The organism is Allobosea sp. 117 (assembly GCF_000702305.1).
Classification (GTDB): Bacteria; Pseudomonadota; Alphaproteobacteria; order Rhizobiales; family Xanthobacteraceae; genus Ancylobacter.
Map to the genome: position 1 here is coordinate 181,838 of NZ_JNLC01000015.1, position 20,664 is coordinate 202,501.

General features: G+C 66.0%; 24 protein-coding genes and 1 tRNA gene. 15 read left to right on the plus strand and 10 right to left on the minus strand.

Features of this window, described 5'->3' with window-relative positions:
* Positions 1 to 24 precede the first annotated feature (24 nt).
* Entirely contained in the window at positions 25 to 435 is a 411-nt protein-coding gene (locus tag U742_RS0115785; protein WP_051661232.1) for a YciI family protein, read from the minus strand.
* 196 nt (positions 436 to 631) lie between these two features.
* Positions 632 to 829, minus strand: coding sequence for a DUF2735 domain-containing protein (locus U742_RS0115790; RefSeq protein ID WP_029354721.1), 198 nt, complete (start codon positions 827 to 829; stop codon positions 632 to 634).
* 467 nt (positions 830 to 1,296) lie between these two features.
* Here U742_RS0115790 and U742_RS0115795 point away from each other — a divergent pair, with 467 nt between their 5' ends.
* From U742_RS0115795 to U742_RS23785, 4 genes are all read left to right on the plus strand, one after another.
* Complete coding sequence (locus tag U742_RS0115795) at positions 1,297 to 2,331, plus strand: glutamine synthetase beta-grasp domain-containing protein (protein WP_029354723.1); 1,035 nt, start codon at positions 1,297 to 1,299, stop codon at positions 2,329 to 2,331.
* A 211-nt stretch (positions 2,332 to 2,542) separates the two neighbouring features.
* Positions 2,543 to 2,618, plus strand: a tRNA-Thr gene (locus tag U742_RS0115800).
* 78 nt (positions 2,619 to 2,696) lie between these two features.
* A complete protein-coding gene (locus U742_RS23780) occupies positions 2,697 to 3,287 on the plus strand; it encodes a phage integrase central domain-containing protein (protein WP_051661233.1) in 591 nt (196 codons plus the stop codon).
* Positions 3,275 to 3,577, plus strand: a complete 303-nt coding sequence (locus U742_RS23785) for a tyrosine-type recombinase/integrase (RefSeq protein ID WP_051661234.1) — start codon at positions 3,275 to 3,277, stop codon at positions 3,575 to 3,577. The genes U742_RS23780 and U742_RS23785 overlap by 13 nt, the downstream gene beginning before the upstream one ends.
* 494 nt (positions 3,578 to 4,071) lie before the next feature.
* On the opposite strand, the gene U742_RS0115810 is transcribed toward U742_RS23785, so the two are convergent.
* From U742_RS0115810 to U742_RS0115825, 4 genes are read right to left on the minus strand one after another with little or no spacing between them, the layout of a single operon-like run.
* Complete coding sequence (locus U742_RS0115810) at positions 4,072 to 4,674, minus strand: NADPH-dependent FMN reductase (RefSeq protein ID WP_051661235.1); 603 nt, start codon at positions 4,672 to 4,674, stop codon at positions 4,072 to 4,074.
* Positions 4,671 to 5,390 (minus strand): polysaccharide deacetylase family protein, encoded by a 720-nt coding sequence (locus U742_RS0115815; RefSeq protein ID WP_081853041.1) that lies wholly within the window; start codon positions 5,388 to 5,390, stop codon positions 4,671 to 4,673. The genes U742_RS0115810 and U742_RS0115815 overlap by 4 nt, the downstream gene beginning before the upstream one ends.
* On the minus strand, positions 5,383 to 6,090 hold the full coding sequence (locus tag U742_RS0115820; RefSeq protein WP_051661237.1) for a GntR family transcriptional regulator: 708 nt from the start codon (positions 6,088 to 6,090) through the stop codon (positions 5,383 to 5,385). Before U742_RS0115820 ends, U742_RS0115815 begins: the two co-directional genes overlap by 8 nt.
* Positions 6,087 to 6,971 (minus strand): fumarylacetoacetate hydrolase family protein, encoded by an 885-nt coding sequence (locus U742_RS0115825; protein ID WP_029354731.1) that lies wholly within the window; start codon positions 6,969 to 6,971, stop codon positions 6,087 to 6,089. Before U742_RS0115825 ends, U742_RS0115820 begins: the two co-directional genes overlap by 4 nt.
* A gap of 224 nt (positions 6,972 to 7,195) precedes the next feature.
* Between U742_RS0115825 and U742_RS0115830 the strand changes: the two genes are divergently transcribed.
* From U742_RS0115830 to U742_RS23595, 6 genes are read left to right on the plus strand one after another with little or no spacing between them, the layout of a single operon-like run.
* Positions 7,196 to 8,182 (plus strand): ABC transporter substrate-binding protein, encoded by a 987-nt coding sequence (locus U742_RS0115830; protein ID WP_282568331.1) that lies wholly within the window; start codon positions 7,196 to 7,198, stop codon positions 8,180 to 8,182.
* 25 nt (positions 8,183 to 8,207) lie between these two features.
* Positions 8,208 to 9,059 carry an ABC transporter permease gene (locus tag U742_RS0115835; RefSeq protein WP_029354735.1) on the plus strand — a complete coding sequence of 284 codons (852 nt, stop codon included), beginning with the start codon at positions 8,208 to 8,210 and terminating at the stop codon, positions 9,057 to 9,059.
* 5 nt (positions 9,060 to 9,064) lie between these two features.
* The gene (locus tag U742_RS0115840; RefSeq protein WP_029354737.1) at positions 9,065 to 9,844 is read left to right on the plus strand and encodes an ABC transporter ATP-binding protein; all 780 of its coding nucleotides are present in this window, start codon (positions 9,065 to 9,067) and stop codon (positions 9,842 to 9,844) included.
* Between the two features lie 56 nt (positions 9,845 to 9,900).
* Positions 9,901 to 10,896, plus strand: coding sequence for a VOC family protein (locus U742_RS0115845; RefSeq protein ID WP_029354739.1), 996 nt, complete (start codon positions 9,901 to 9,903; stop codon positions 10,894 to 10,896).
* Positions 10,897 to 10,921: 25 nt separating this feature from the next.
* Positions 10,922 to 11,476, plus strand: coding sequence for a carboxymuconolactone decarboxylase family protein (locus U742_RS0115850; protein ID WP_038361791.1), 555 nt, complete (start codon positions 10,922 to 10,924; stop codon positions 11,474 to 11,476).
* A 53-nt stretch (positions 11,477 to 11,529) separates the two neighbouring features.
* Positions 11,530 to 11,961 carry a sulfite exporter TauE/SafE family protein gene (locus tag U742_RS23595; RefSeq protein WP_248310388.1) on the plus strand — a complete coding sequence of 144 codons (432 nt, stop codon included), beginning with the start codon at positions 11,530 to 11,532 and terminating at the stop codon, positions 11,959 to 11,961.
* Here U742_RS23595 and U742_RS23600 read toward each other — a convergent pair.
* Positions 11,924 to 12,262, minus strand: coding sequence for a hypothetical protein (locus tag U742_RS23600; RefSeq protein WP_248310389.1), 339 nt, complete (start codon positions 12,260 to 12,262; stop codon positions 11,924 to 11,926). The genes U742_RS23595 and U742_RS23600 overlap by 38 nt on opposite strands.
* A 208-nt stretch (positions 12,263 to 12,470) precedes the next feature.
* Positions 12,471 to 13,415 (minus strand): LysR family transcriptional regulator, encoded by a 945-nt coding sequence (locus U742_RS0115860; protein ID WP_029354744.1) that lies wholly within the window; start codon positions 13,413 to 13,415, stop codon positions 12,471 to 12,473.
* Positions 13,416 to 13,524: 109 nt separating this feature from the next.
* Here U742_RS0115860 and U742_RS0115865 point away from each other — a divergent pair, with 109 nt between their 5' ends.
* Together U742_RS0115865 and U742_RS0115870 are read left to right on the plus strand one after the other, a co-directional pair.
* The gene (locus U742_RS0115865) at positions 13,525 to 14,247 is read left to right on the plus strand and encodes an SDR family oxidoreductase (RefSeq protein WP_029354746.1); all 723 of its coding nucleotides are present in this window, start codon (positions 13,525 to 13,527) and stop codon (positions 14,245 to 14,247) included.
* A gap of 37 nt (positions 14,248 to 14,284) precedes the next feature.
* Positions 14,285 to 14,659 (plus strand): nuclear transport factor 2 family protein, encoded by a 375-nt coding sequence (locus tag U742_RS0115870; protein ID WP_029354748.1) that lies wholly within the window; start codon positions 14,285 to 14,287, stop codon positions 14,657 to 14,659.
* Between the two features lie 267 nt (positions 14,660 to 14,926).
* Here the strand turns inward: U742_RS0115870 and U742_RS23415 are convergent, their stop codons facing one another.
* Both U742_RS23415 and U742_RS0115880 read right to left on the minus strand, forming a co-directional pair.
* Entirely contained in the window at positions 14,927 to 15,124 is a 198-nt protein-coding gene (locus tag U742_RS23415; protein ID WP_029354750.1) for a hypothetical protein, read from the minus strand.
* 85 nt (positions 15,125 to 15,209) lie between these two features.
* Positions 15,210 to 17,243: a sigma-54-dependent Fis family transcriptional regulator gene (locus U742_RS0115880; protein WP_029354752.1), complete on the minus strand. Its 2,034-nt coding sequence runs from the start codon at positions 17,241 to 17,243 to the stop codon at positions 15,210 to 15,212.
* Between the two features lie 287 nt (positions 17,244 to 17,530).
* Between U742_RS0115880 and U742_RS0115885 the strand changes: the two genes are divergently transcribed.
* The 3 genes from U742_RS0115885 to U742_RS0115895 are packed head-to-tail and all read left to right on the plus strand — an operon-like array spanning position 17,531 to position 20,659.
* A complete protein-coding gene (locus U742_RS0115885; protein WP_029354754.1) occupies positions 17,531 to 18,574 on the plus strand; it encodes an ATP-NAD kinase family protein in 1,044 nt (347 codons plus the stop codon).
* 51 nt (positions 18,575 to 18,625) lie between these two features.
* The gene (locus tag U742_RS0115890; protein ID WP_029354756.1) at positions 18,626 to 19,609 is read left to right on the plus strand and encodes a thiamine pyrophosphate-dependent dehydrogenase E1 component subunit alpha; all 984 of its coding nucleotides are present in this window, start codon (positions 18,626 to 18,628) and stop codon (positions 19,607 to 19,609) included.
* A 30-nt stretch (positions 19,610 to 19,639) separates the two neighbouring features.
* On the plus strand, positions 19,640 to 20,659 hold the full coding sequence (locus U742_RS0115895; RefSeq protein ID WP_029354758.1) for an alpha-ketoacid dehydrogenase subunit beta: 1,020 nt from the start codon (positions 19,640 to 19,642) through the stop codon (positions 20,657 to 20,659).
* Positions 20,660 to 20,664 lie beyond the last annotated feature (5 nt).

The following is a 20,664-nucleotide window of genomic DNA, read 5'->3' on the forward strand; positions in this document are numbered from 1 at the left end:
AGGGACAGCGATCGGACCACGCGATCAGTCGGCGGCCTCCTCCGGCTCGGTGCCGGGAAGCGGCGCTCCGGTGAGCGGGGCGCCGGAAAGAAAGAGCTCGATGGGGCGCACCTCGTAGACGGCGGTCGGATTGACCCGGCGCAGCGCCCGCGCCACCGCCAGCGCCTCGTCCCGGCTCGCGCATTCCAGCGTGTAGAAGCCGAGCAGCGCCTCCTTGGTCTCGGCGAAGGGTCCGTCCACCACCGCCCCGGCGCCCGGCCCGCGCAGCGTCGCCGCCTTCTGCGTGGCGCCGAGCCGTGCCGCCGGCCCGAGCACGCCCTCGTCGACGAGGCGGGCATGCAGCTTCAGCAGTTCGTCCATCAGCGCCGCATCCTCCTCGGCGCTCCAGGACTGGACGATGTCTTCGACGTGATAGGCGAGAATGGCGTAGAGCATCGGGCGTTCCTCATCCCTTTCCGGTCCGCTGCCGGATTGCGGCAGTCTTTCAAGGACGCAGCGGAAGGGCCAGCGCCGACATCGCGCTCGGAGAGGTTTCGGGAGCCCAAACGAAAAGAGGACCGGAGCGTTGCTGCCGGTCCTCTTCAGAAGCGCTTCGCGGGGAAGCGGAATGGTACGTCGTCAGCGTCGGGCATCAGCGCTTGCCGGGATTGCCGGCATCTTGCATGGCGGCTTCGTGATACCAGCCGCTGCCACATTCGGCATAAGCGACGCCAAGCGATTCGAGATGGGCCGCGGCCTTCGATTCGGTGTTCGGCTGGCCGTGCTCGGTCCGGCCGCGGGGCCGGAACTGAATGATCTTGGCGCCTCCGCCAGGATTGGGACTCAACATTCGATACGTCTCCTTCAGGGGTGCTGCGCGTTACTGCATCAGCGGGAACACCGTTCCTACCACACTTTGCCGATGGGTTGCACAGTATGCCTGTTATGTAATCAACGAATGGCTACAATTTAATCACATCTGAGCGTGCTTCCCCCGGGAGCACACCGAATGGAGCGTCGGAACGGCCCGCGCGCTGATCCGCCGCGGCGTCACGACCGGCGAGCCGCCCCCGTGGCGTGGCCCAGGACCGGCGCCGGTGGGTTTTGTACGAATTTCCCGGCACATATCGCCCCCTCCCCCGCCGCCGGCCCGCACCTGCGACAAAACCGGCGGGAGCGAATTCTTCGAAAATCGAAGCGTCTCCCTCCAAATCGCCTCTGGCTGGCACGGGAAATGCTTTCACTTGTGTCCGGACGTTGGCGGGGGCTGCCATCGCGCCTCCGCTGCCTGCCTCGTCATTTCACGAGAGACCCGACATGACAAAGTACAAGCTCGAGTACATTTGGCTCGATGGGTACACGCCGGTCCCGAACCTGCGCGGCAAGACCCAGATCAAGGAATTCGATCACTTCCCGTCGCTCGAAGAGCTCCCGCTGTGGGGCTTCGATGGCTCGTCGACCATGCAGGCCGAGGGCCGCAGCTCCGACTGCGTGCTGAAGCCCGTCGCGGTCTATCCCGACCCGGCTCGCAAGAGCGGCGTCCTGGTGATGTGCGAAGTGATGATGCCGGACGGCGTCACCCCGCATTCATCCAACGCCCGCGCCACCATCCTGGATGACGACGGCGCCTGGTTCGGCTTCGAGCAGGAATATTTCTTCTACAAGGACGGCCGTCCGCTGGGCTTCCCCGAGCACGGCTATCCCGCGCCGCAGGGCCCGTACTACACCGGCGTCGGCTACAAGAACGTCGGCGACGTCGCCCGCCAGATCGTGGAAGAGCATCTCGAGCTCTGCCTCGAGGCCGGCATCAATCACGAAGGCATCAACGCGGAAGTCGCGAAGGGCCAGTGGGAATTCCAGATCTTCGGCAAGGGCTCCAAGAAGGCGGCCGACGAGGTGTGGATGGCCCGCTACCTGCTGCAGCGCCTCACCGAGAAGTACGGCATCGACATCGAGTGGCACTGCAAGCCGCTCGGCGACACCGACTGGAACGGCTCGGGCATGCACTGCAACTTCTCCACGAAGTACATGCGCGAAGTCGGCGGCAAGGCCTATTTCGAGGCGCTGATGGCGCAGTTCGATAAGAACCTGCAGGCCCATATCGACGTCTACGGCCCGGACAACCACCTGCGCCTCACCGGCAAGCACGAAACCGCGCCGTGGAACAAGTTCTCCTACGGCGTGGCCGATCGCGGCGCCTCGATCCGCGTGCCGCACTCCTTCATCAAGAACGACTACAAGGGCTATCTTGAGGATCGCCGCCCGAACTCCCAGGGCGACCCCTATGCGATCGCTTCCCAGGTCCTGAAGACCATCTCGGAAGTCCCCACCTCGACCGCCGCCGCGGCGTGACCGGCCCGGCTGCCCCTGTCGGGCAGCCGCGCTTCCGCCCCCCTTCGAGGGAGGGCTCGACGATACGCGCAGCGCTTTCCGCCACCGGGAAGCGCTGCGTGCGTTTTCGGCTCGCCGTCCCGCCAGAACCGACGAGGCCGGGCCGCTGATCGGCGCAGCTTTCGCGCCGCGCTTGAAATGACGGGCGCTCGCCGCTACAGAAGCGCCGGATGCCGCGGTAGCTCAGCTGGTAGAGCAACGCATTCGTAATGCGTGGGTCGGGGGTTCGAATCCCTTCCGCGGCACCATAACGACATCCAGCACAGTCCGAGATGACCCGAGAAAGCCAGTAACCACAGGGCTTTAGGGGCCTTTATCGTCCGACGTTGTCCAGTGAGGGGCGTTGGTATGCGGCAGCGAACACCTTCGGGGTCATCGCCGACGAGTATATCGAGAAGCTGAAGCGCAAGGAGCGGGCGGAGACGACCCTCGCCAAGCTCGAATGGCTCCTCGGCCTCGCCCGTCCCGTACTGGGTGCACGGCCGATCACCGAGATCGGCGCGGCCGAGGTGCTGATCGTGCTCCGCAAAGCCGAGGCGCGCGGGCGGCTGGAGACGGCCCGGCGGCTTCGGGCGACCATTGGAAGCGTGTTCCGGTACGCCATCGCCACGGCGCGAGCGGAGAACGACCCGACTTTCGCACTGCGCGGCGCATTAGTGACGCCAAAAGTGCAGCCACGCGCCGCGGTCACCGCGCCGATCGCCTTCGGCGCACTGCTGCGAGCGATCGAAGCCTATGACGGCCAGCCCGCCACCCATGCCGCGCTGCGGCTGATGCCGCTTTTGTTCTCCCGGCCCGGCGAACTTCGGATGGCGGAATGGAGCGAGTTCGATCTCGATCGGGCAATCTGGACCGTCCCCGCGCCCGCGCGAAGATGCACCGCAAGCCGCTTTCGCGGCAGGCCATGGCCATCCTGAAGGAACTGAAGCCGCCGACCGGTGACCATCCGCTGGTGTTTCCCTCGGTGCGGACATGGCTGCGTCCGATCAGCGAGAACGCGCTCAACGCGGCATTGCGGCGGCTCGGCTACGCCAAGGATGAGGCGACGGCGCATGGTTTCCGGGCGACCGCGAGCACCCTGCTCAACGAGAGCGGACTATGGTCAGCCGACGCGATCGAGCGGGAACTCGGCCATGTCGAGGCCGACGAGGTGCGCCGCGCCCACGCCCGCGGCGAGCACTGGGAGGAGCGGGTGAAGATGATGTAGTGGTGGGCTGACCAGTGCGACGCGCTGAGGGCGGGCGCGGTTGTCATTCAGCTGCGCGCCGGCACGCCCGGCGGATGTACGGAAGTAACGAGGCCGAATCAGTTCCAGTCTTGACTGCTCACTACACCCGCCCGACGTCGTCGGCCCGCTCGCGGCGGTCGTCCAGAACAGTCCGATAGCGTCAGCAAGTAACTGCTCATCCCCGATGTCCACCGTTGTCCACTGTCATTACCGGGGAGAAGAGGGCCACAACCCGTAGCTTTTCTCATGCATCCATGGATCATCGTGGGAAGGCGACCAACGTCATCCTGCTTCGGCCGGCGTGCCGCAAGCTAACCATGAGCAAATGAACCGAGGGGGCCGCCACCGGCTGTTGGAAGCCGGCAGCGGCCAAGAGGGTAGATCTCCTCTTGTGCCTGGAAGCACGGGACGGGTCAGATCATACCAGAATGATCCACGCGCGGAGGTCCCGGCTATAACGGCATTCCAGGTTTCTAGGCATGCCTGGACGGAGCATCTTGCCAATTGAGCCTAGCTCTAGCTTCTTCGACCAAATCCGCCAGCCGGCAGAGATGGTCGGCCACAAACGCGCGCGTCGGCCCGTCTATGAGGCGGCCTTCTTCGTCGAACTTGCTCCCTGCCTGACCAATCATCACCTCGGCTCCGTTCAGCAGGCGCGCGTCCATGTACACGAAGATCTGCCTCAGGTGATAATTAGCCAGTGCCGCGCCGAGCGCGCCGTTGCTCGCGCCCATGATGGCGATCGGCTTGCGATGGAAGGGTTGTTCGGGACGGCGCGATGCCCAGTCAATGGCGTTCTTTAGCATACCCGGCACCGAGCGGTTGTACTCCGGAGAAGCGATCAGCAGCGCGTCGGCGGCACGGATGGTCTCGCGAAAGTGCACTGCCGGCCCGGGATAGCCGTGCAGTCGCACATCCTCATTGTAGGGTGGAATGTCGGAGTAGTCGTAGATGTCGATCGCCATGCCCACCGGCGCCAATTCCCGGCAGGCGCGCAGCAGCGCCGTATTGTAAGACCCCTTCCGGGCACTGCCGGAAAGTGCCATCACCTGCATCGCGCAGTGCGCCGCCGTCATGGGGCCGCCGCCTGCCGACCCGGCTCGTCCGCGAGGGAGAATGTCGTCTTGTCGCCCGTCAGGACGCCGTCGCGTATGACGATACAGGCTGGCGGCAGCTCCTGCACGATCTCGATCCCGCGCCTGGCCAGTTCGTCGAGGAATGCGTCGAGCGTATCCAGCATTGGCGCGATGAAGCGGTCATGCAGGACGAGGAGCGTCCAGCCGGTATCGTCGAGCTCCTCGATTCCCTTGGCGAGCCAGGAACGATGCGGGGCGATCCAGTCGCCGGGAGCGCTGGTCCAGGTCACCACGCTGTATCGGTTGCGCTCAAGGTAGCCGAGCGCCTCGGCGCTCAACAAATGCGGCCCGACCGCTCCGCCGCCATTGGGGCGGAAGAAGCGGCTTGGATGCGACAGCTCGCCGATGAGGCGTTGGGTCGCGCCGATCTCGCGCTCCACGCGATCGAGCCCCCCATCCTCGCCGAGCGGCTTGGTATGGGTCAGCGTATGGTTGCCAATCCAGTGGCCTTCCGCATGAGCGCGGCGAGCGAGCTCGATGCCGCCAGGCTCTTGCAGGCGCTGGCCGACGACGAAGAAGGTCGCCTTGATCGAGCGCTTGGCGAGGAAGTCGAGAAGCAGCTCGGTCGCGCCGGGCCAGGGACCATTGTCGAAGGTAAATGTGAGCCGTTTCATGGTCAGGCATCCTCGGGCAGAGAGGAACGGCGGTTCAGCCATGGCCGTCCGTCGCCAGATCTTTCAAAGCGATCCGCAGCAGATTGCCAGTCTTGGTGTAGTGCTCGACGAGCAGGCCCACCGCGCGGTCGGTGTCGCGTGCCAGCACCGCCTCGGCGATCTCTTCGTGCTCACCGCGCACGTCGCGTGTGGTTGCGTGGTTGAGCCGCGAGAGGTGTCGGTAGCGATTGTTCTCATCGTAGAACTGCTTGGAGAGGCGCAGCAGCAGACTGGAGCCGCAGGCGGCCAGCAGGCTCATGTGGAAGGCCCTGTGGTGCCGCTCCCACTCCGCCTCGTTGCCTTCGATGCGGCCGACGCCCGACAGGCGGAAGCGGGCAAGGACGATGCCCTCCTCCCATTTGCGCCCGCCGCGGCTGATGGCGAGCCGCAGGGCACGCTCCTCGATCATGCAGCGGACCGCCAACAGATCCTCGAACTCGTCGGCGCTGACCTCGGCGACGCGGAATCCCTTCTGGTCCTCGCGCACCACCAATCCGTCGGCGGCGAGGAAGCTCAGCGCCTCGCGCACCGGCGTGGCGCCGACGTCATATTCTTCCCGCAGCTGCTCGATCTTCAGCTTGACGCCGGGCTTCAGCTTGCCGCTGACGACATCGCCGTGAATGCGCGCATAGGTCTCACTCGTGCGCGAGCGGAATTCCTGAGCGCCTTCCTCATCCACGGGATGGAGGTCGGTGGTGATCATGCGATCGCCCGCTCCCGCGTCTCGACTTCCGCCGCGATCGGGTTGGTCAGCGTGCCTATGCCGTCGACCTCCACCTCGACGACGTCGCCCGGCCGCATCCATACCGGCGGCTTGCGGGCATGGCCGACGCCGTTCGGCGTGCCGGTGGCGATCAGGTCGCCGGGCTCCAGAGTCATGATCTCGGAGAGGATGGCGATGGTACGGTAGACGCTGAAGATCATGTAGTCGGTATTTGAGTTCTGCATCACCTGGCCGTTGAGCCGGGTGCGGATGCCGAGGCCCTTGGCATTGTCCGGCACCTCGTCGGCCGTCACGATCCATGGGCCGAGCGCGCCGGTGCCGTCGAAATTCTTGCCCGCGGTCCATTGGTTGGTCCGCCGCTGATAGTCGCGAATGCTGCCGTCGTTGAAAACCGTATAGCCGAAGATGACCGACTTCGCCGCGCTCTCCGGCACATGCCGGCAGCGCTCACCGATCACGATGGTCAGTTCCGCCTCATAATCCAGATGGCCGGAGCAGGTCGGCACGATCATCGGGTCGTTCGGGCCGATCAACGAGGTCGTCGCACGCAGGAACATGGACGGATAGTCCGGCAGGGCGTGCCCCCCTTCCTTGGCGTGTTCGGCATAATTCAGTCCCAGGCAGACGAATTTGCCGGGATTGGCGAGGGGCGACAGCAGCCGGCACTGTGCCAGCGGGATCCGCTCGGCAGAGGCCGCGCAAGCCGCCTCCAGCTTGCTGCGCATGTCGGCACCCGCGCGGATCAGCTCCAGCATGGTCGCCGGCGCGCCCGGCACGTTCGACGCGACATCGACCATCTCCGACCCGATCACGACGCCAAGGCGGGGCCCGCCATTCTTCTCGTAGCTGACAAAGCGCATGGGATTTTCCAACGAGCGACAGGGGTTGTGTAAACTCGATAGATAGTACCGATATCGCTGCGTATGAAAAAAATCAATACTGGACTAAAATATCGATATTTGTTGACGCGCTTTCGAAAGCGGCGGTAAGCTCCAATCAATCGCGCCGACGAGCGCATGCATCCGATCTCCCGAACGCCAACATGAAAGGGGGACGCGATGCCAACGATGAGGAAGGGAGGACTATGCTCAGGACAGCATTTGCCGGGCTTTTCTCGGTCCTGACCGCCGCGGGTGCCGCGCAGGCCGCGGATAGGATAACCGTCGGCATGGCAAGCGGCGTGAACCAGGTGACGGCGCTCGTCGCCTCGGAGAAGGGGTTCTTCAAGGAAGAGGGCCTCGACGTCGTGGTCAAGCCTGTCGAGCGTGGCAATCTGGCGGTCGAGGCGCTCGTCGCGGGCTCGATGCAGTTCGCCGAAGTCGCCGACGCAACGTTCCTTGCGGCCGTCGACAAGGGTATTCCGCTGGTCGCCCTCGGCGCCGCCTCGCGCGGCTTCACCGGCAAGATCGTCGCTTCCCCAAGCCTCGGCGGCGTCAAGTCGCTCACCGACCTCAAGGGCAAGCGCATCGGCATCCAGGTCGGCACCGGCGTGCACAACGTCTTCCTGCGCCTCATCAGCAAGGAAGGGATGAAGGAGAGCGACTTCAAGATCTCCAATGTCCGGGTAACGGATATGCCGACCGCCATGGCGTCCTCCGGGACCTTCGACGCGGTGCTCGGCTGGGACCCGATGATGCAGCGCATCGTCCAGGCCGGCTACGGCAAGGAGGTGATCAGCGCCGCGCAGATCCAGAAGATGGCCGGCATCACCTACCCACTCCTGCTGGTGACCCAGCGCGACTACATCAAGGCCAACCCGCAAACCGTCCAGCACTTCGTCAACGCCTATTCGCGCGCGCATCAGTGGATCCGGCAGAACCCGGACGGCGCGCTGGCGATCTACCTCGACGCCATCGCCCGCATGGGCGCGCCGATGGACCGGGACATCGTGCGCACCATGATGTTCGAGGTCGACAAGTTCGGCGGCGTCCGCTTCATCGAGAGCGACGGTTCCGAGCTCTCCGGCAGCGCCGAGTTCCTGCACAAGAACGGCGTGCTCTCCAAGGTGCCCGACCTCAAGTCCATCACCGACCCGTCCTTCGCCGCCGCCGCGGACGCGAAGTTCAAATGAGCGTGCCGCCCGAGGAGATACACAGATGACCGCGATCGATCCGGACAGGGATCTGGTGTCCGGGCCGGGATCCGGCGCCGAGGCGATCAAGATCGGCGGAGGCTTCCGAGCCAGCCTCGTCAGCTTCGCCTATCTCGCCATTCCCATCGTCATCATCCTGCTGCTGTGGGAGTTGGTGGCGCGGCTGAGCGGCATGCCGGCGGCGCTGCTGCCGCCGATCAGCGCCATCTTCGCGGCGCTGGTCCGGCTCACGGCGCAGGGGCTGCTGATCCACGACATACTTGCCTCGTTGGCGCGGCTGTTCGTTAGCGTCGCGATCGGCTCGGTGGCCGGCACCGTGGTCGGCGTCCTGATGGGCTATTTCCCGATCTGGGAAAAGGCGCTTTCCGGCCCGCTGAACTTTCTGCTCGCCATTCCCGGCACGGCGATGTTCCCGCTGTCGATGATCTGGTTCGGTCTCACCGAAATGGCGATCATCAGCATCCTGATCTACGAGGTTGCGCTCACCGTCACGCTCAACACCTGGGCGGGGGTGAAGGCGGTGGACAATTCGCTGATCCGCGCCGGACGCGCCTTTGGCGCCAGTGGCCCGGCGCTGTTCTGGCGGGTGCTGATCCCCGCAGCGCTCCCCTCGATCATAACAGGCTACCGGCAGGCCTTCTCGCGCTGCTGGCGTATCCTGATCGTCGCTGAAATGCTGGTCTCGGTCGGGGCCGGTCTCGGCTACCGCATCTACTGGGGCCGCGAATACTTCAATTCGGACGTCGTCTATGGCGGCCTTTTAGTGGTCGGCATCATCGGCCTGCTCATCGAAAGGGTCCTGCTCAGGAGCCTTGAGGTGGCGACGATCGAGCGCTGGGGCACGGTTCGGGAGTAGGAACGATGGGCGAGCTTTGTGTCGAGAATCTCCAGAAGACTTATTCCGTCAAGGATGGTTGGAATCGCACCAAGGAACTTTCCGTCTTCCGCGACATCTCCTTCACCGTGCGCGACGGCGAATTCGTCAGCGTCATCGGCACGTCCGGCTGCGGGAAGTCGACGCTGCTGAGCATCGCCGGCGGCCTCGCTCAACCCTCCGGCGGGCGCATCCTTGTCGACGGCAGGGCGATCAGCGGCCCCGGCCTCGACCGCGGCATCGTATTCCAGGAATTCGCGCTGTTTCCCTGGCTTACCGTGCTCGGCAACGTCGCCTTCGGCCTGCGCTCGCAGGGCTTGCCGCGCCAGCGGCGCGAGGAGGTCGCCTCGCACTATGTCAAGCTGGTCGGCCTCGGCGGCTTCGAGCACTACCATCCCAACCGGCTCTCGGGCGGCATGCGCCAGCGTGTGGCACTGGCCCGCGCACTGGCCATCGAGCCAGCGGCGCTGCTTATGGACGAACCTTTCGGCGCCCTCGACGCGCAGACCCGCGAGGCCATGCAGAACGCGCTCAGCGACATCTGGGCCAAGACGCGCAACACTATCCTGTTCATCACCCACGACATCCGCGAGGCCATCTACCTCTCCGACCGTGTCCTCGTGCTGGCCGGGCGGCCGGCTTCGGTCACCTTCGAACTGGAAGTGAGCCTGCCGCGTCCGCGCAGCCGCTTCGATCCGCTGTTCCAGACCTTCGAATCGCAGCTCGAATCCGCCATCGGCCACAAGCCGGCGGTGGCGGCTGAATAGATCCCGTACCGCCATGGCTTTCACGACCACGGCGTATTTCCGCAGGGACGCAGCGCATGGCCATACCGCAGACGAACTTCTCGCCCACCTTCAACACCACCCGTGCCAGCCATATCGTTCTGACGACGCGGGACCTGCCACAGAGCCGGGATTTCTATACGGAAGTGATCGGCCTTGTCGTCACCGACGAGACGCCGTTCGAAATCCACTTGCGCGGGCTCGAGGAGAGTGGTCACCACAGCCTCGTGCTGCGCAAGAGCGAGCAGGCGCCGGTATGTGAGCGCATCGGCTTCCGCGTGTTCCAGGACGAGGACCTCGACCGGGCGAAGGTGTATTTCGATCGGCAGGGCATCGCCGCGCGATGGACCGAGCGGCCCTACCAGCTACGGACACTGGAGGTGAATGATCCTTCCGGCATCCCGCTCGAATTCTGCTTCGGCATGCCGACCCAGCCGCGCCTGCACGACAAGCCGCATCTGCATCGCGGCGCGGCGGCGCTGCGCTACGACCATGTCCAGTGCCTGGTGCCTGACGTCGCCGCGACCGGGCGCTTCTATACCGATATCGGCTTCCGCATCTCCGATTACTTCGTCGACAAGGAGACCGACGAGGAGCCGCAGGGTTTGTTCCTCTACCGCAAGAACAACCCGCACGACATTGTCTTCCTGATGCGGCCGGGCCCGCAGTTGCACCATTTCGCCTTCGTCGTCGCCGACGTGCAGAGCCTGTTCCGCGCACTGGATACGGCCGGCGGCATCGGCTTCTCGCGAAATCTCGAGCGCGGCCCCGGCCGGCACGGTCAGGGTCACGCCTTCTACGTCTATTTCCGCGATCCTGACGGCCACCGCATCGAGATTCTGCCGCCGCCGATCCAAATCCTCGATTTCGAAGACGGGCCGGTGCGCTGGCACAGCGGCAATCGCTTCACCTGGGACCTGCCGCCGCCGCGCAGATGGCTGCACGAAGCGACGCCCTTCGCCGGGGCGCCCCTCACCGCTCCCGCGCTAGAGCCGAACCTGTTCTCGCTCGAAGACTACCTCGCCCGGCGTTGAGCCGGTCCCCGCATGGATGCCCGCAATGTCGGAACTCTTCCTCTCACTTCCCGACCTGTCGGCACTGACGCCCGAGCAGCAGCGCGTGGCGGAAGCCGTAGCGGCTGGCCCACGCGGCGAGGTGCGCGGACCGGTGCGGCTATGGTTGCACAGCCCGGAACTCGCGGATCGCGCCCAGAAGCTGGGCGAATTCTTCCGGCTGGGAACCACCCTGCCGCAACGGCTGTGTGAACTCGCCATCCTCGTCACAGCCCGCCACTATGGCTGCGACTATATCTGGTTCAATCACTCCCGCGTCGCGCTGAAGCAGGGCATCGCGCCCGACGTCATCGAGGCCATCCGCACCGCGCGGACGCCCCGCCTCGACGACGCAGCCGATCAGCTCGTCTACGATTTCGTGCATTCAGTGCTGCGGGGCGGCAAGGTGACGCCGCCCCTGCGGACAGCCGCCATCGATATGCTGGGGGAGCGCGGCGTGGTCGAACTCGGCGCGCTGGTCGCGCACTATTTTTCCGGTGCCATCGTGCTCGGACTCAGCAGTGTTCCTCTTCCGGACGGCTCGCGGACCTGCCTTGACTAGGACACCGGCAGACTCGCGCCTCGCCCCGGCTGGTGTCACAGATGGATTGGCTGATGCTCGCCGCCGCGCTCTTCGTCACCGCGGCATCCTTGCAGCGTGGTCCGACCAGCTTCGGCTTCGCCATCGTGGCGATGCCGAAGCTGTCGCTCGTCATGCCGCCGATCCTAGCCGCGCCGATCGTCACGCTGCTGCAGATTCCCTCGGGCGTGCACACTATCTACGGCGACTGGCGAGACATCGACGTGCGTTTCGCACTGGTCGTCTGGATCACTGGTCTGCCGACCATCGTTCCCGGGCTCTACCTGCTGTCGCTGGTGCCGCCGCACGACATGCGCCTGATGATCGGCGCCATCGTACTCCTCTCCACATTTGTTCTTATGGCGGGCTTCAAGCTCGGCCGGAGCCCGCGCACAGCCGAGCTCATTGGTGCCGGCGCACTCAGCGGCATCATGCAGGGGGCGCGGCAATGGCCGGTCCGCCGCTGATCCTGCTGGCATTGAGCTCCAACTGGTCGCATGCCCGCTCACGTGCCACGCTGTCCTTCGTCTTCTTGCTTCTGGGCAGCGCCAGTCTTGTATCAGGATGTGTCGCGGGATCATTTCGGCGGACAGCCTCCTTGATGCCCTTATCCTGCTTCCCGGTCTGATAGTCGGCCAATGTGCCGGGACGCACCTCTTCCGGCGGCTCAATGCCAAATCTTACAAAGTGATCGCCATCATCTGCGTAGCGGCTAGCGCTGCTGCGGTGATCACACGAGCCTTCTTGGAGTGAGCCGTTGATCGACACTCGCTTCCGCAACCAATAGCGCCGGCCACGTGTTGAACTGTCGCGACCTCATTGCTCTCCGGGACGACTACCGGGTCATGTTGGCCGTCGCGCCACAACTGAATGTCAGCTATCGGGCAACCATTGAACTTCCGCTTCTGGCGCGAACCGCCCTCGAAAGCTGAACGGGCCACCGCTCGCTTGCAGTCGGCCCGCGCACCCCGCTGCATCACGTGCAACCCGCGCGCACCACCGCATCCCAGGGCGGGTCGCTGGGGAATATCTCGGTGAGAAAGCTAAGAAAGGCTTTGACATTGGGGCTTGAGCGCCGCCCCTCCGGCCAGAGCGCGGTGATGGCCGAGCGCGGCGCGAAATAGTCCTGAAGAAGCGGCACCAGCAGGCCGCGCTCAACATAAGATGCAGCAACGAAGGTGGGTGAAATGCCGATTCCCCCGCCCGCCGCCAAGGCCGCCGCTACGGCATCGCTGACGTCCGTCGTGATCGCGGCATCTGGCATGATCTCCAGCGTCCGGTCGCCGAGCTTGAACGACCAGCGCAGTGCCTGCCCCGAACTCTGAAAGCGGAAATTTACGCACTCATGGCCCTCAAGCTCGGCAGGATGTTGCGGCGTGCCGCGTCTTGCAAGATAGGTCGGTGCGGCGAAGGCGCAGATATTATGGGGCGCCAATGTGCGCGAGATCAGACGGGAATCGCTGAGATCGCCGACCCGGATCGCGACATCGATGCCCTCCGCGATGAGATCGACGAACTGGTCGCCGAGCCTCAGATCAACGGCAAGCTTCGGATAGCGCGCGCGAAAACGCGGCAGGGCCGGCGCAAGGATGTGCACACCGATCGGCAGAGGCGCGGCGATCTTCAAGACACCCGACGGCTCCGAGCGGGCGGCGACCGCCGCCTGCTCGATCGCTTCGGCCTCACGCAGCAGGCGTAAAGCGCGCTCATGCAGATCGCGTCCCTCGGGGGTGAGCGTCAGGGAACGCGTGGTGCGATTGAAAAGGCGCATGCCTAGACGCTGCTCCAGCCGCTGGACGCTCTTGCTGATTGCCGATGGCGAAATTCCCAATGCCCGCGCCGCAGCGGTGTAGCTGCCAAGCGACGCAGCGCGGGAGAAGGCTATGAGACCCGTCAGACTATCCAGATTTATTCGTTCCATTATGGAATAATAGAAGGGATTATTAGCTGGATTATCAAGCATATCTCCTCTGACTATCTTCCTCTCATCACCCGCCCAGCATGAGCCGGTGCTCTGAGGAATCCTCAAAATGACCATGTCTCTCCAGAACCGCTCCGTCGTCATCTTCGGCGGCACCTCCGGTATCGGACTGGCCGCGGCCAAACAGGCCAAGGAGGCCGGCGCCCGCGTCACCGTCATCGGCTTCGACGCCGCGGGCGCCCAACGCGTCGCGAACGAGAACGGCTTTTCCGGCTGGCGCACGGCGGATGTCACCAAGCCGGACACGATCGGCGTGGCGCTCGTCGATATTGCTCGAGTCGATCATCTCGTTCTGCTCGCCGGGACCTTCGTCGCCGGCAAGGTTCTGGATGCGGATGTGACCTATCTGCGCCGCGCCTTTGATGAGCGCATCTGGGCGGCGGTGCATGCATTGCGCGCTCTTGGCGATCGCCTGGCCGCCGATGGCTCCGTGACGTTCATATCCGGCGTGCTCGGCGATCGGCCGAACGCCGCCGGCACCGCGGTGCTGGCCGCCGCCTCCGCCGCCATGGAAGCCTTTGCCCGTGGCCTTGCGCTGGAGCTTTCACCCCGCCGCTTCAACACAGTCTCTCCCGGCACCACGGACACGCCGCTCCTCGCGCGCACCCTGGGCAACGGCCGCGAGGCTTATGTCGCGGCCCTCACGGAGAAGCTGCCGCTGCATCGCCTCGGGACGGCCGACGAGGTCGGGGCCGCCGTAGTCTTCCTCATGAGCAATGATCTGATGAATGGCGAGACACTGCATGTCGACGGCGGCGCGCGGCTCATCTGACCCGCGCCCGAGCGCCCAAACCCGGAAAGAGATGACTATGTCGAGTGAAACGGACCACGATCGACTGCTACGTGCCAATCTCATGCGCGTTTTCAATGAACGCGATGCCGCTCGGCGCGACGCTGCCATTGCCGAACTCTTCGTCGCCGACCCGTTGATGTACGAGCCGGATAATGTGGTGGAGGGCCGGGCCGCCATATCCGCGGTCGCCGGCCATCTGCTCGAGCAGTTCGGCCCCCGCTTCCGGTTCACGCCGGTCGGCACGGCCGTCGGCCATCACGGACTGGCCGTGCTTCGGTGGGAAGCAGGGCCGGAAGGCGGGCCCGTCACCGTGACGGGTTGGGATGCGGCTCACATCCTCGACGGCAGAATCGCCCGCCTCTGGGTGCTGCTGGGCCCGCCGGCCGCCTGAAGCAGCGAATCTTCGCGAGATTGAGGGCGAGCAGGCTTCTGTCGGCGTGCGAGCTGACTGTCCAGACGCGAGCCCTCCCGTCTGGGATCGAAGGGCAGTCGTCCGGTGCGAGGCCATCTCCCAATCAACCCAAAAACCTCGACCGAAGGCGGCGTTTGCGCAAGGCCCGCTCCCGGCGCGTCGCGCACGAGGCCGGCATGCGGCGGATAGGGTAAGGCCGGGTTCCAGCCGCCAGCAGTGACCATGCGAGCCGGGAGCCAGCCATCCTCATCGCGCCAGGCGATACACAACCGAGTCGACTCGAAATCGCAGGTCCGGGGCGAGGCTATTCGAGACGACGAGGTAGCGCTCGCCGCCGGGCTCGAAGCTGCTGGCGTCTGTGCCGCCGAAGGTGCTGAAGCTCTGCACCGGCTCGAAGGCCGTGCCGTCCCAGCGGTAGACCCTGGAGCGCGGATCGCCATCCACGCCAGGGGGCGGAAGCCTGCCAGTGACGCGGGCAATGGGCTCGGCACGGGAATGTCCTGAGGTGGCGCACCTTGGGGGGCACGCCCTAGTCTCCTGACGGAAAGGACTCGCCAAAGCGTCGCCCTCGCCGCGTCGCGATGAGGCCAAAGCGCCGCATCCGCCGATGCACGGTGGTGCGGTCCAGCCCGAGGTCGCGGGCGACGGCAGAGACGTTCCAGCCGCGGGCCTCAAGGCTCGCAACGAGATCTTCACGCCCGTTCGCCGATCCGACGGAGCGCGAGGGCACACCAGCAATAGCGGGCAACCCTCCCATTCGCCATGGCTGCGGTGCAAGATGAAGCGACGATTCCGGCGTCTCGCGCAGCCGGTCCGGAAGGTCGTCGAGCCCGATGACGCCATCCTCGTCGACGGCGCAGGCATAATCGAGCACATTGATAAGCTCGCGAATATTGCCCGGCCAGTCGTGCTGGGTGAGTATCGTCATGATGTCCTGCGGGACGCTGAACGCTGCACCGCCACGCTGCCCCCTCCCGGCGAGCAGCCGCTCGATCAGCCAGTCGAGATCGCGCCGCTGGCGCAGCGGCGGCAGGGTCAGCACCGCGCCGGAGAGGCGGAAATACAGGTCCTCGCGGAAGCGCCCGGCCTTCACCTCGGCGACGAGATCGCGATGGGTGGCGGCGATGACGCGGATGTTCACCGGCACCGACCTGGAACGGCCGAGCGGCGTCACCTCCCGCTCGGCGAGCACACGCAGCAGCCGCGTCTGCAAGGCGAGCGGCATGTCGCCGATCTCGTCGAGGAACAGCGTGCCGCCATCGGCCTCGATGACGAGCCCCTTCTTGCCCCGCGCCGTCGCACCGGTGAAGGCGCCGGGCTCGTAGCCGAACAATTCGCCTTCGATGAGGGTTTCCGGCAGCGCCGCGCAGTTCACCGGCACAAAGGCCTTGCGCGAGCGCGCGCTGGCAGCGTGGATGGCCTTGGCGAGGTGCTCCTTGCCCGACCCAGTCTCGCCGCAGATGAGCAGGCTCATCTGGGTGTTGACCAGCTTGGCGGCGCGGGTCGCCACCTGCCGCATCGCCGGGTCCTCGCCGAACAGTGCCTGCAGGGGCTCTGGCACGGCAGGCGCCGCCGGCTCGGCGACCGGCGTGCCGGGCCGGCTCGGCGGGGCGAGGCTCTGGGCGAAGAGCGGGGTGCCGGAAGCGGCGAGCCGTACCATGCGCTGGCTCGCCGGGCGCGAATGGGAAAGGCGCGGCAGGTCGTCGACCGAGAGATCGAAGAATTCGGAGAGACGCCGCCCGACCAGCGGCCGGCGATCTGGCCGGCCGGTGCGGCGCTCGCTCTCGCCCAGCATCAGCCCGCGCGCCTTGTTGTTGAAGCCGAGAATGCGCTCGGAGCCGTCCACCGCCACCACATAGCTCGGCTCGACATCGACGAATTCCGGCGAGGCGGCGAGCTTGATGATCCATTCCCGCCGGAAGCGGTTCACCAGATTGGCGGTCTCGATCTTGTTGGCGATGGAACGGACGAATTGCAGCGCCAGGAACTGGCTCTCCTTCGGCTCCGGCGAGCGCAACGCCGAGATGTCGAGCACGGCGGCGAGGTTGCCGGCAGGGTCGAACACCGGCGAGGCGGTGCAGGTGAGTGGGATGTGCGTGGCGTCAAAATGGTCGGTCTGGTGGACGATCAGTGCCTCGCCGGTGGCGATACAGGTGCCGACTGCGCAGGTGCCGGCGTGCTGCTCGTGCCAGTCGGCGCCGAGATAGAGCCCGGCACGCATCAGATTGTTGTCGAAGGTGGGGTCGCCGATGAAATCGACGGTGACACCCTTGGCGTCGGTCAGCAGCAGCACATAGCCGAGCCCGGCCACCTGCCGGTACAACGTCTCCACGCCGAAACGGGCGGTATGGGTGAATTCCTCCATCGCGTCCTGATGCTCGCGCAGACGCGACTGCGTGAGGATGCAGGGGTCGCGCAGCACCTCGGGATCGAGCTTGTGCTCGCTGACGCAGCGCCGCCAGGATTGCTGGATGATGGCGTCGCGCCGCGTCGCGTGGCGGCCGGCCTCGCCGTTCGCCACGCGCACAAGCTCGTCGATGTGCGCGGCCTGTTCCCGTCTCATCGGCGTCCTCCGGGATTTTCTGGTTTTCGGCGAGTGTTGCCCCGAACGGCGGAAGCGGCAAGCAAATGCCTTGTGGCAGCGCACAAGCGACGCGCGCGAAAGCCGCGTCCGCGCGCCACAGATGTGGCGCCGCGCGCCACAGATGTGGCGTGCCCGCCGCAGTGAGGCGACCGCGCCTTTCACAAAAATAACTAATTAGATCAAATAGTTGACCATTCAACAGCGTTTGGCCCGCCGCTTGCGGAGAGATTCGGCAAAACGAAAACACGCCTGGGGAAGGAAGCCGCATGACGCCGAAGGTCGGCCTTATCGCCAATCCGATTTCGGCACGTGACATACGTCGCGTCGTCGCCAGCGCCAACAGCGTGCAGATTGCCGACCGCGCCAACATCGTGCTCAGGGCGCTCGCCGCGCTCAAGGCCTGCGGGATCGAGGAAGCGGTGATGATGCCGGAGCGCGCCGGCATCGCCGGCCATGTTCTGCGCGGCATGGAGCGTGCGCGGTCACATGGCGAAGACCGCTTTCCCCGCCTGTCCTTCCTGCCCATGCCCGTCACCGGCACGGTGGAGGATACCCGCCGCGCCGCCCGCTTGATGGCCGCGTCCGGCGACATTGCAGCGATCATCGTGCTCGGCGGCGACGGCACCCACCGCGCGGTGGTCGGCGAATGCGGCCGCGTGCCGGTCGCCGGCATCTCCACCGGCACCAACAACGCCTTTCCCGAGCATCGCGAGCCGACCATCACCGGGCTTGCCGCGGGTCTCGCGGCGACCGGGCAGGTGCCGGCCCGCATCGCCTTCGCCGACAACAAGAAGATCGAGGTTAGCCTTGACGGCGGCGCGCCGGAGATCGCCCTCGTCGACGTCGCCATCGTCACCGACCGCTTCGTTGGAGCCCGGGCGCTGTGGCGCATCGAGACCTTCCGCGAGCTCTACGTCACCTTCGCCGACCCGGAGGTGATCGGCATGGCCGCCATCGCCGGGCTGATCGAGCCGGTGAGCCGCTCCGAGGCCGGCGGCCTCGCGGTGACGCTCGCCCCCGCCGGGACCGCCGCGCGCCGCGTGCGCGCGCCGATCGCGCCCGGCCTCATCGAGGAGATCGGCGTCGAGGGTTGGCGGCGCATGCCGGCCGGCAGCGTCTTCACCCCGGCGCTCGCCGCCGGCGCCATCGCCCTCGACGGCGAGCGCGAGCTGTTCTTCGACCCGCACCAGCAGGTGGAGATCCGCCTCGTCGACCGCGCCTTCCGCACCGTCGACGTGGCGGCGGTGATGCGCTTCGCCGCGCGGAACGGGCTGCTGGTCAGCCACCCGCTCGCCGCCGCCGACGCCTGAACGCCCACCCGGAAGAATCCGCCCAGAAAAACCAAGGAGGAACCTACGCCGATGACCAACAATCCCTTCCCCCTCTCGAAGGACGAACTGCTCGCCGCCTACCGCACCATGCGCACCATCCGCGACTTCGAGGAGCGGCTGCATGTGGAGTTCGCCAAGGGCGACATTCCCGGCTTCGTCCACCTCTATGCCGGCGAGGAGGCCTGCGCCGCCGGCATCATGATGCACCTCACCGACATCGACCGCATCGCCTCCACCCATCGCGGCCACGGCCATTGCATCGCCAAGGGCGTCGACGTGCACGAGATGATGGCGGAGATCTACGGCAAGGCGACCGGCGCCTGCCGTGGCAAGGGCGGCTCCATGCATATCGCCGACCTCTCCAAGGGCATGATGGGCGCCAACGGCATTCTCGGCGCCGGCGCACCGCTGATCTGCGGCGCCGGCCTGGCAGCGAAATTCCGCGGTGACGGCGGGGTGGGCATCACCTTCTTCGGCGACGGCGCCTCCAATCAGGGCACCGTGCTGGAGAGCATGAACCTCGCCGCCATCTGGAACCTGCCGGTCATCTTCGTCGTCGAGAACAACGGCTACGCGGAATCGACCTCGGTCGAATACGCGACAGCGGTGGATTCCTATGTCGACCGCGCCGCCGGCTTCGGCCTGCCGGGGGTGACGGTGGACGGCACCGACTTCTTCGCCGTGCACGAGGCGGCCGGCGAGGTGATCCGCCGTGCCCGCGAAGGCGGCGGCCCGGCGTTGCTGGAGTGCAAGACCATCCGCTTCTTCGGCCATTTCGAGGGCGACGCCCAGACCTACAAGGCCAAGGGCGAGAACGACTACAACCGCGAGCACCGCGACTGCCTCAGGATCTTCGCCAACCGCGTCACCTCCGCCGGCGCGGTGAGCGAGGCGGAGATCGCGCTTGTCGACCGCGAGGTCGCCTCCCTCATCGATGCTGCGGTGGAAAGCGCTAAGGGAGCGCCCCTGCCCTCGCCGCGCGAGCTGCTGACCGACGTCTACGTCGCCTACTGAGCCGACAGAACAACACCGGAGGAAACCAGAATGGCCCGCAAGATCAGCTACAAGCAGGCGATCAACGAGGCGCTCGACCTCGAGATGCGCCGCGACCCCACCGTGATCGTGCTCGGCGAGGACATCGTCGGCGGCGCCGGTGCGCCGGGGGAGCTCGACGCCTGGGGCGGTGTGCTCGGGGTCACCAAGGGGCTGCACGCCAAGCACGGTAACCGGCTGATGGACACCCCGCTGTCGGAGAGCGCCTATATCGGCGCCGCCATCGGCGCGGCCGCCTGCGGCATGCGCCCAGTGGCCGAATTGATGTTCCTCGACTTCATGGGCGTGTGTTTCGACCAGATCCTCAACCAGGCCGCCAAGTTCAAATACATGTTTGGCGGCAAGGCCAAGACCCCGGTGGTGATCCGCGCCATGGTCGGCGCCGGCTTCCGCGCCGCCGCCCAGCACTCGCAGATGCTCACCCCCATGTTCACCCATGTGCCGGGGCTGAAGGTGGTGTGCCCCTCCAACGCCTATGACGCCAAGGGCCTGCTCATCCAGTCGATCCGCGACGACGACCCGGTGATCTTCTGCGAGCACAAGGCGCTCTATGGCTCGGAGGCCGACGTGCCGGAGGAGAGCTACGCCATTCCCTTCGGCGAGGCGAATGTCGTGCGTGAGGGCAAGGACGTCACCATCGTCAGCTACGGCCTCACCGTGCACCGCGCGCTCGACGCCGCCGAGAAGCTCGCCAAATCGGGCGTGCAGGCGGAGGTGATCGACCTGCGCACGCTCTCGCCGATCGACTGGGACACGGTGATCGAGAGCGTGGAGAACACCGGTCGGCTGGTGGTGGTGGACGAGGCCAATCCGCGCTGCTCCATCGCCTCCGACGTCGCCTCCTACGTGGCGCAGAACGCCTTCGGGGCGCTGAAGGCAGCCCCGCAGATGGTGACGGCTCCGCACACGCCGGTGCCGTTCTCGCCGGTGCTGGAGGACCTCTACATCCCCTCGGCCGACGCCATCGCCGCCGCCGTGAACAAGACCACAGCCCGCGCGCTCGCGGCGTGAAGGAG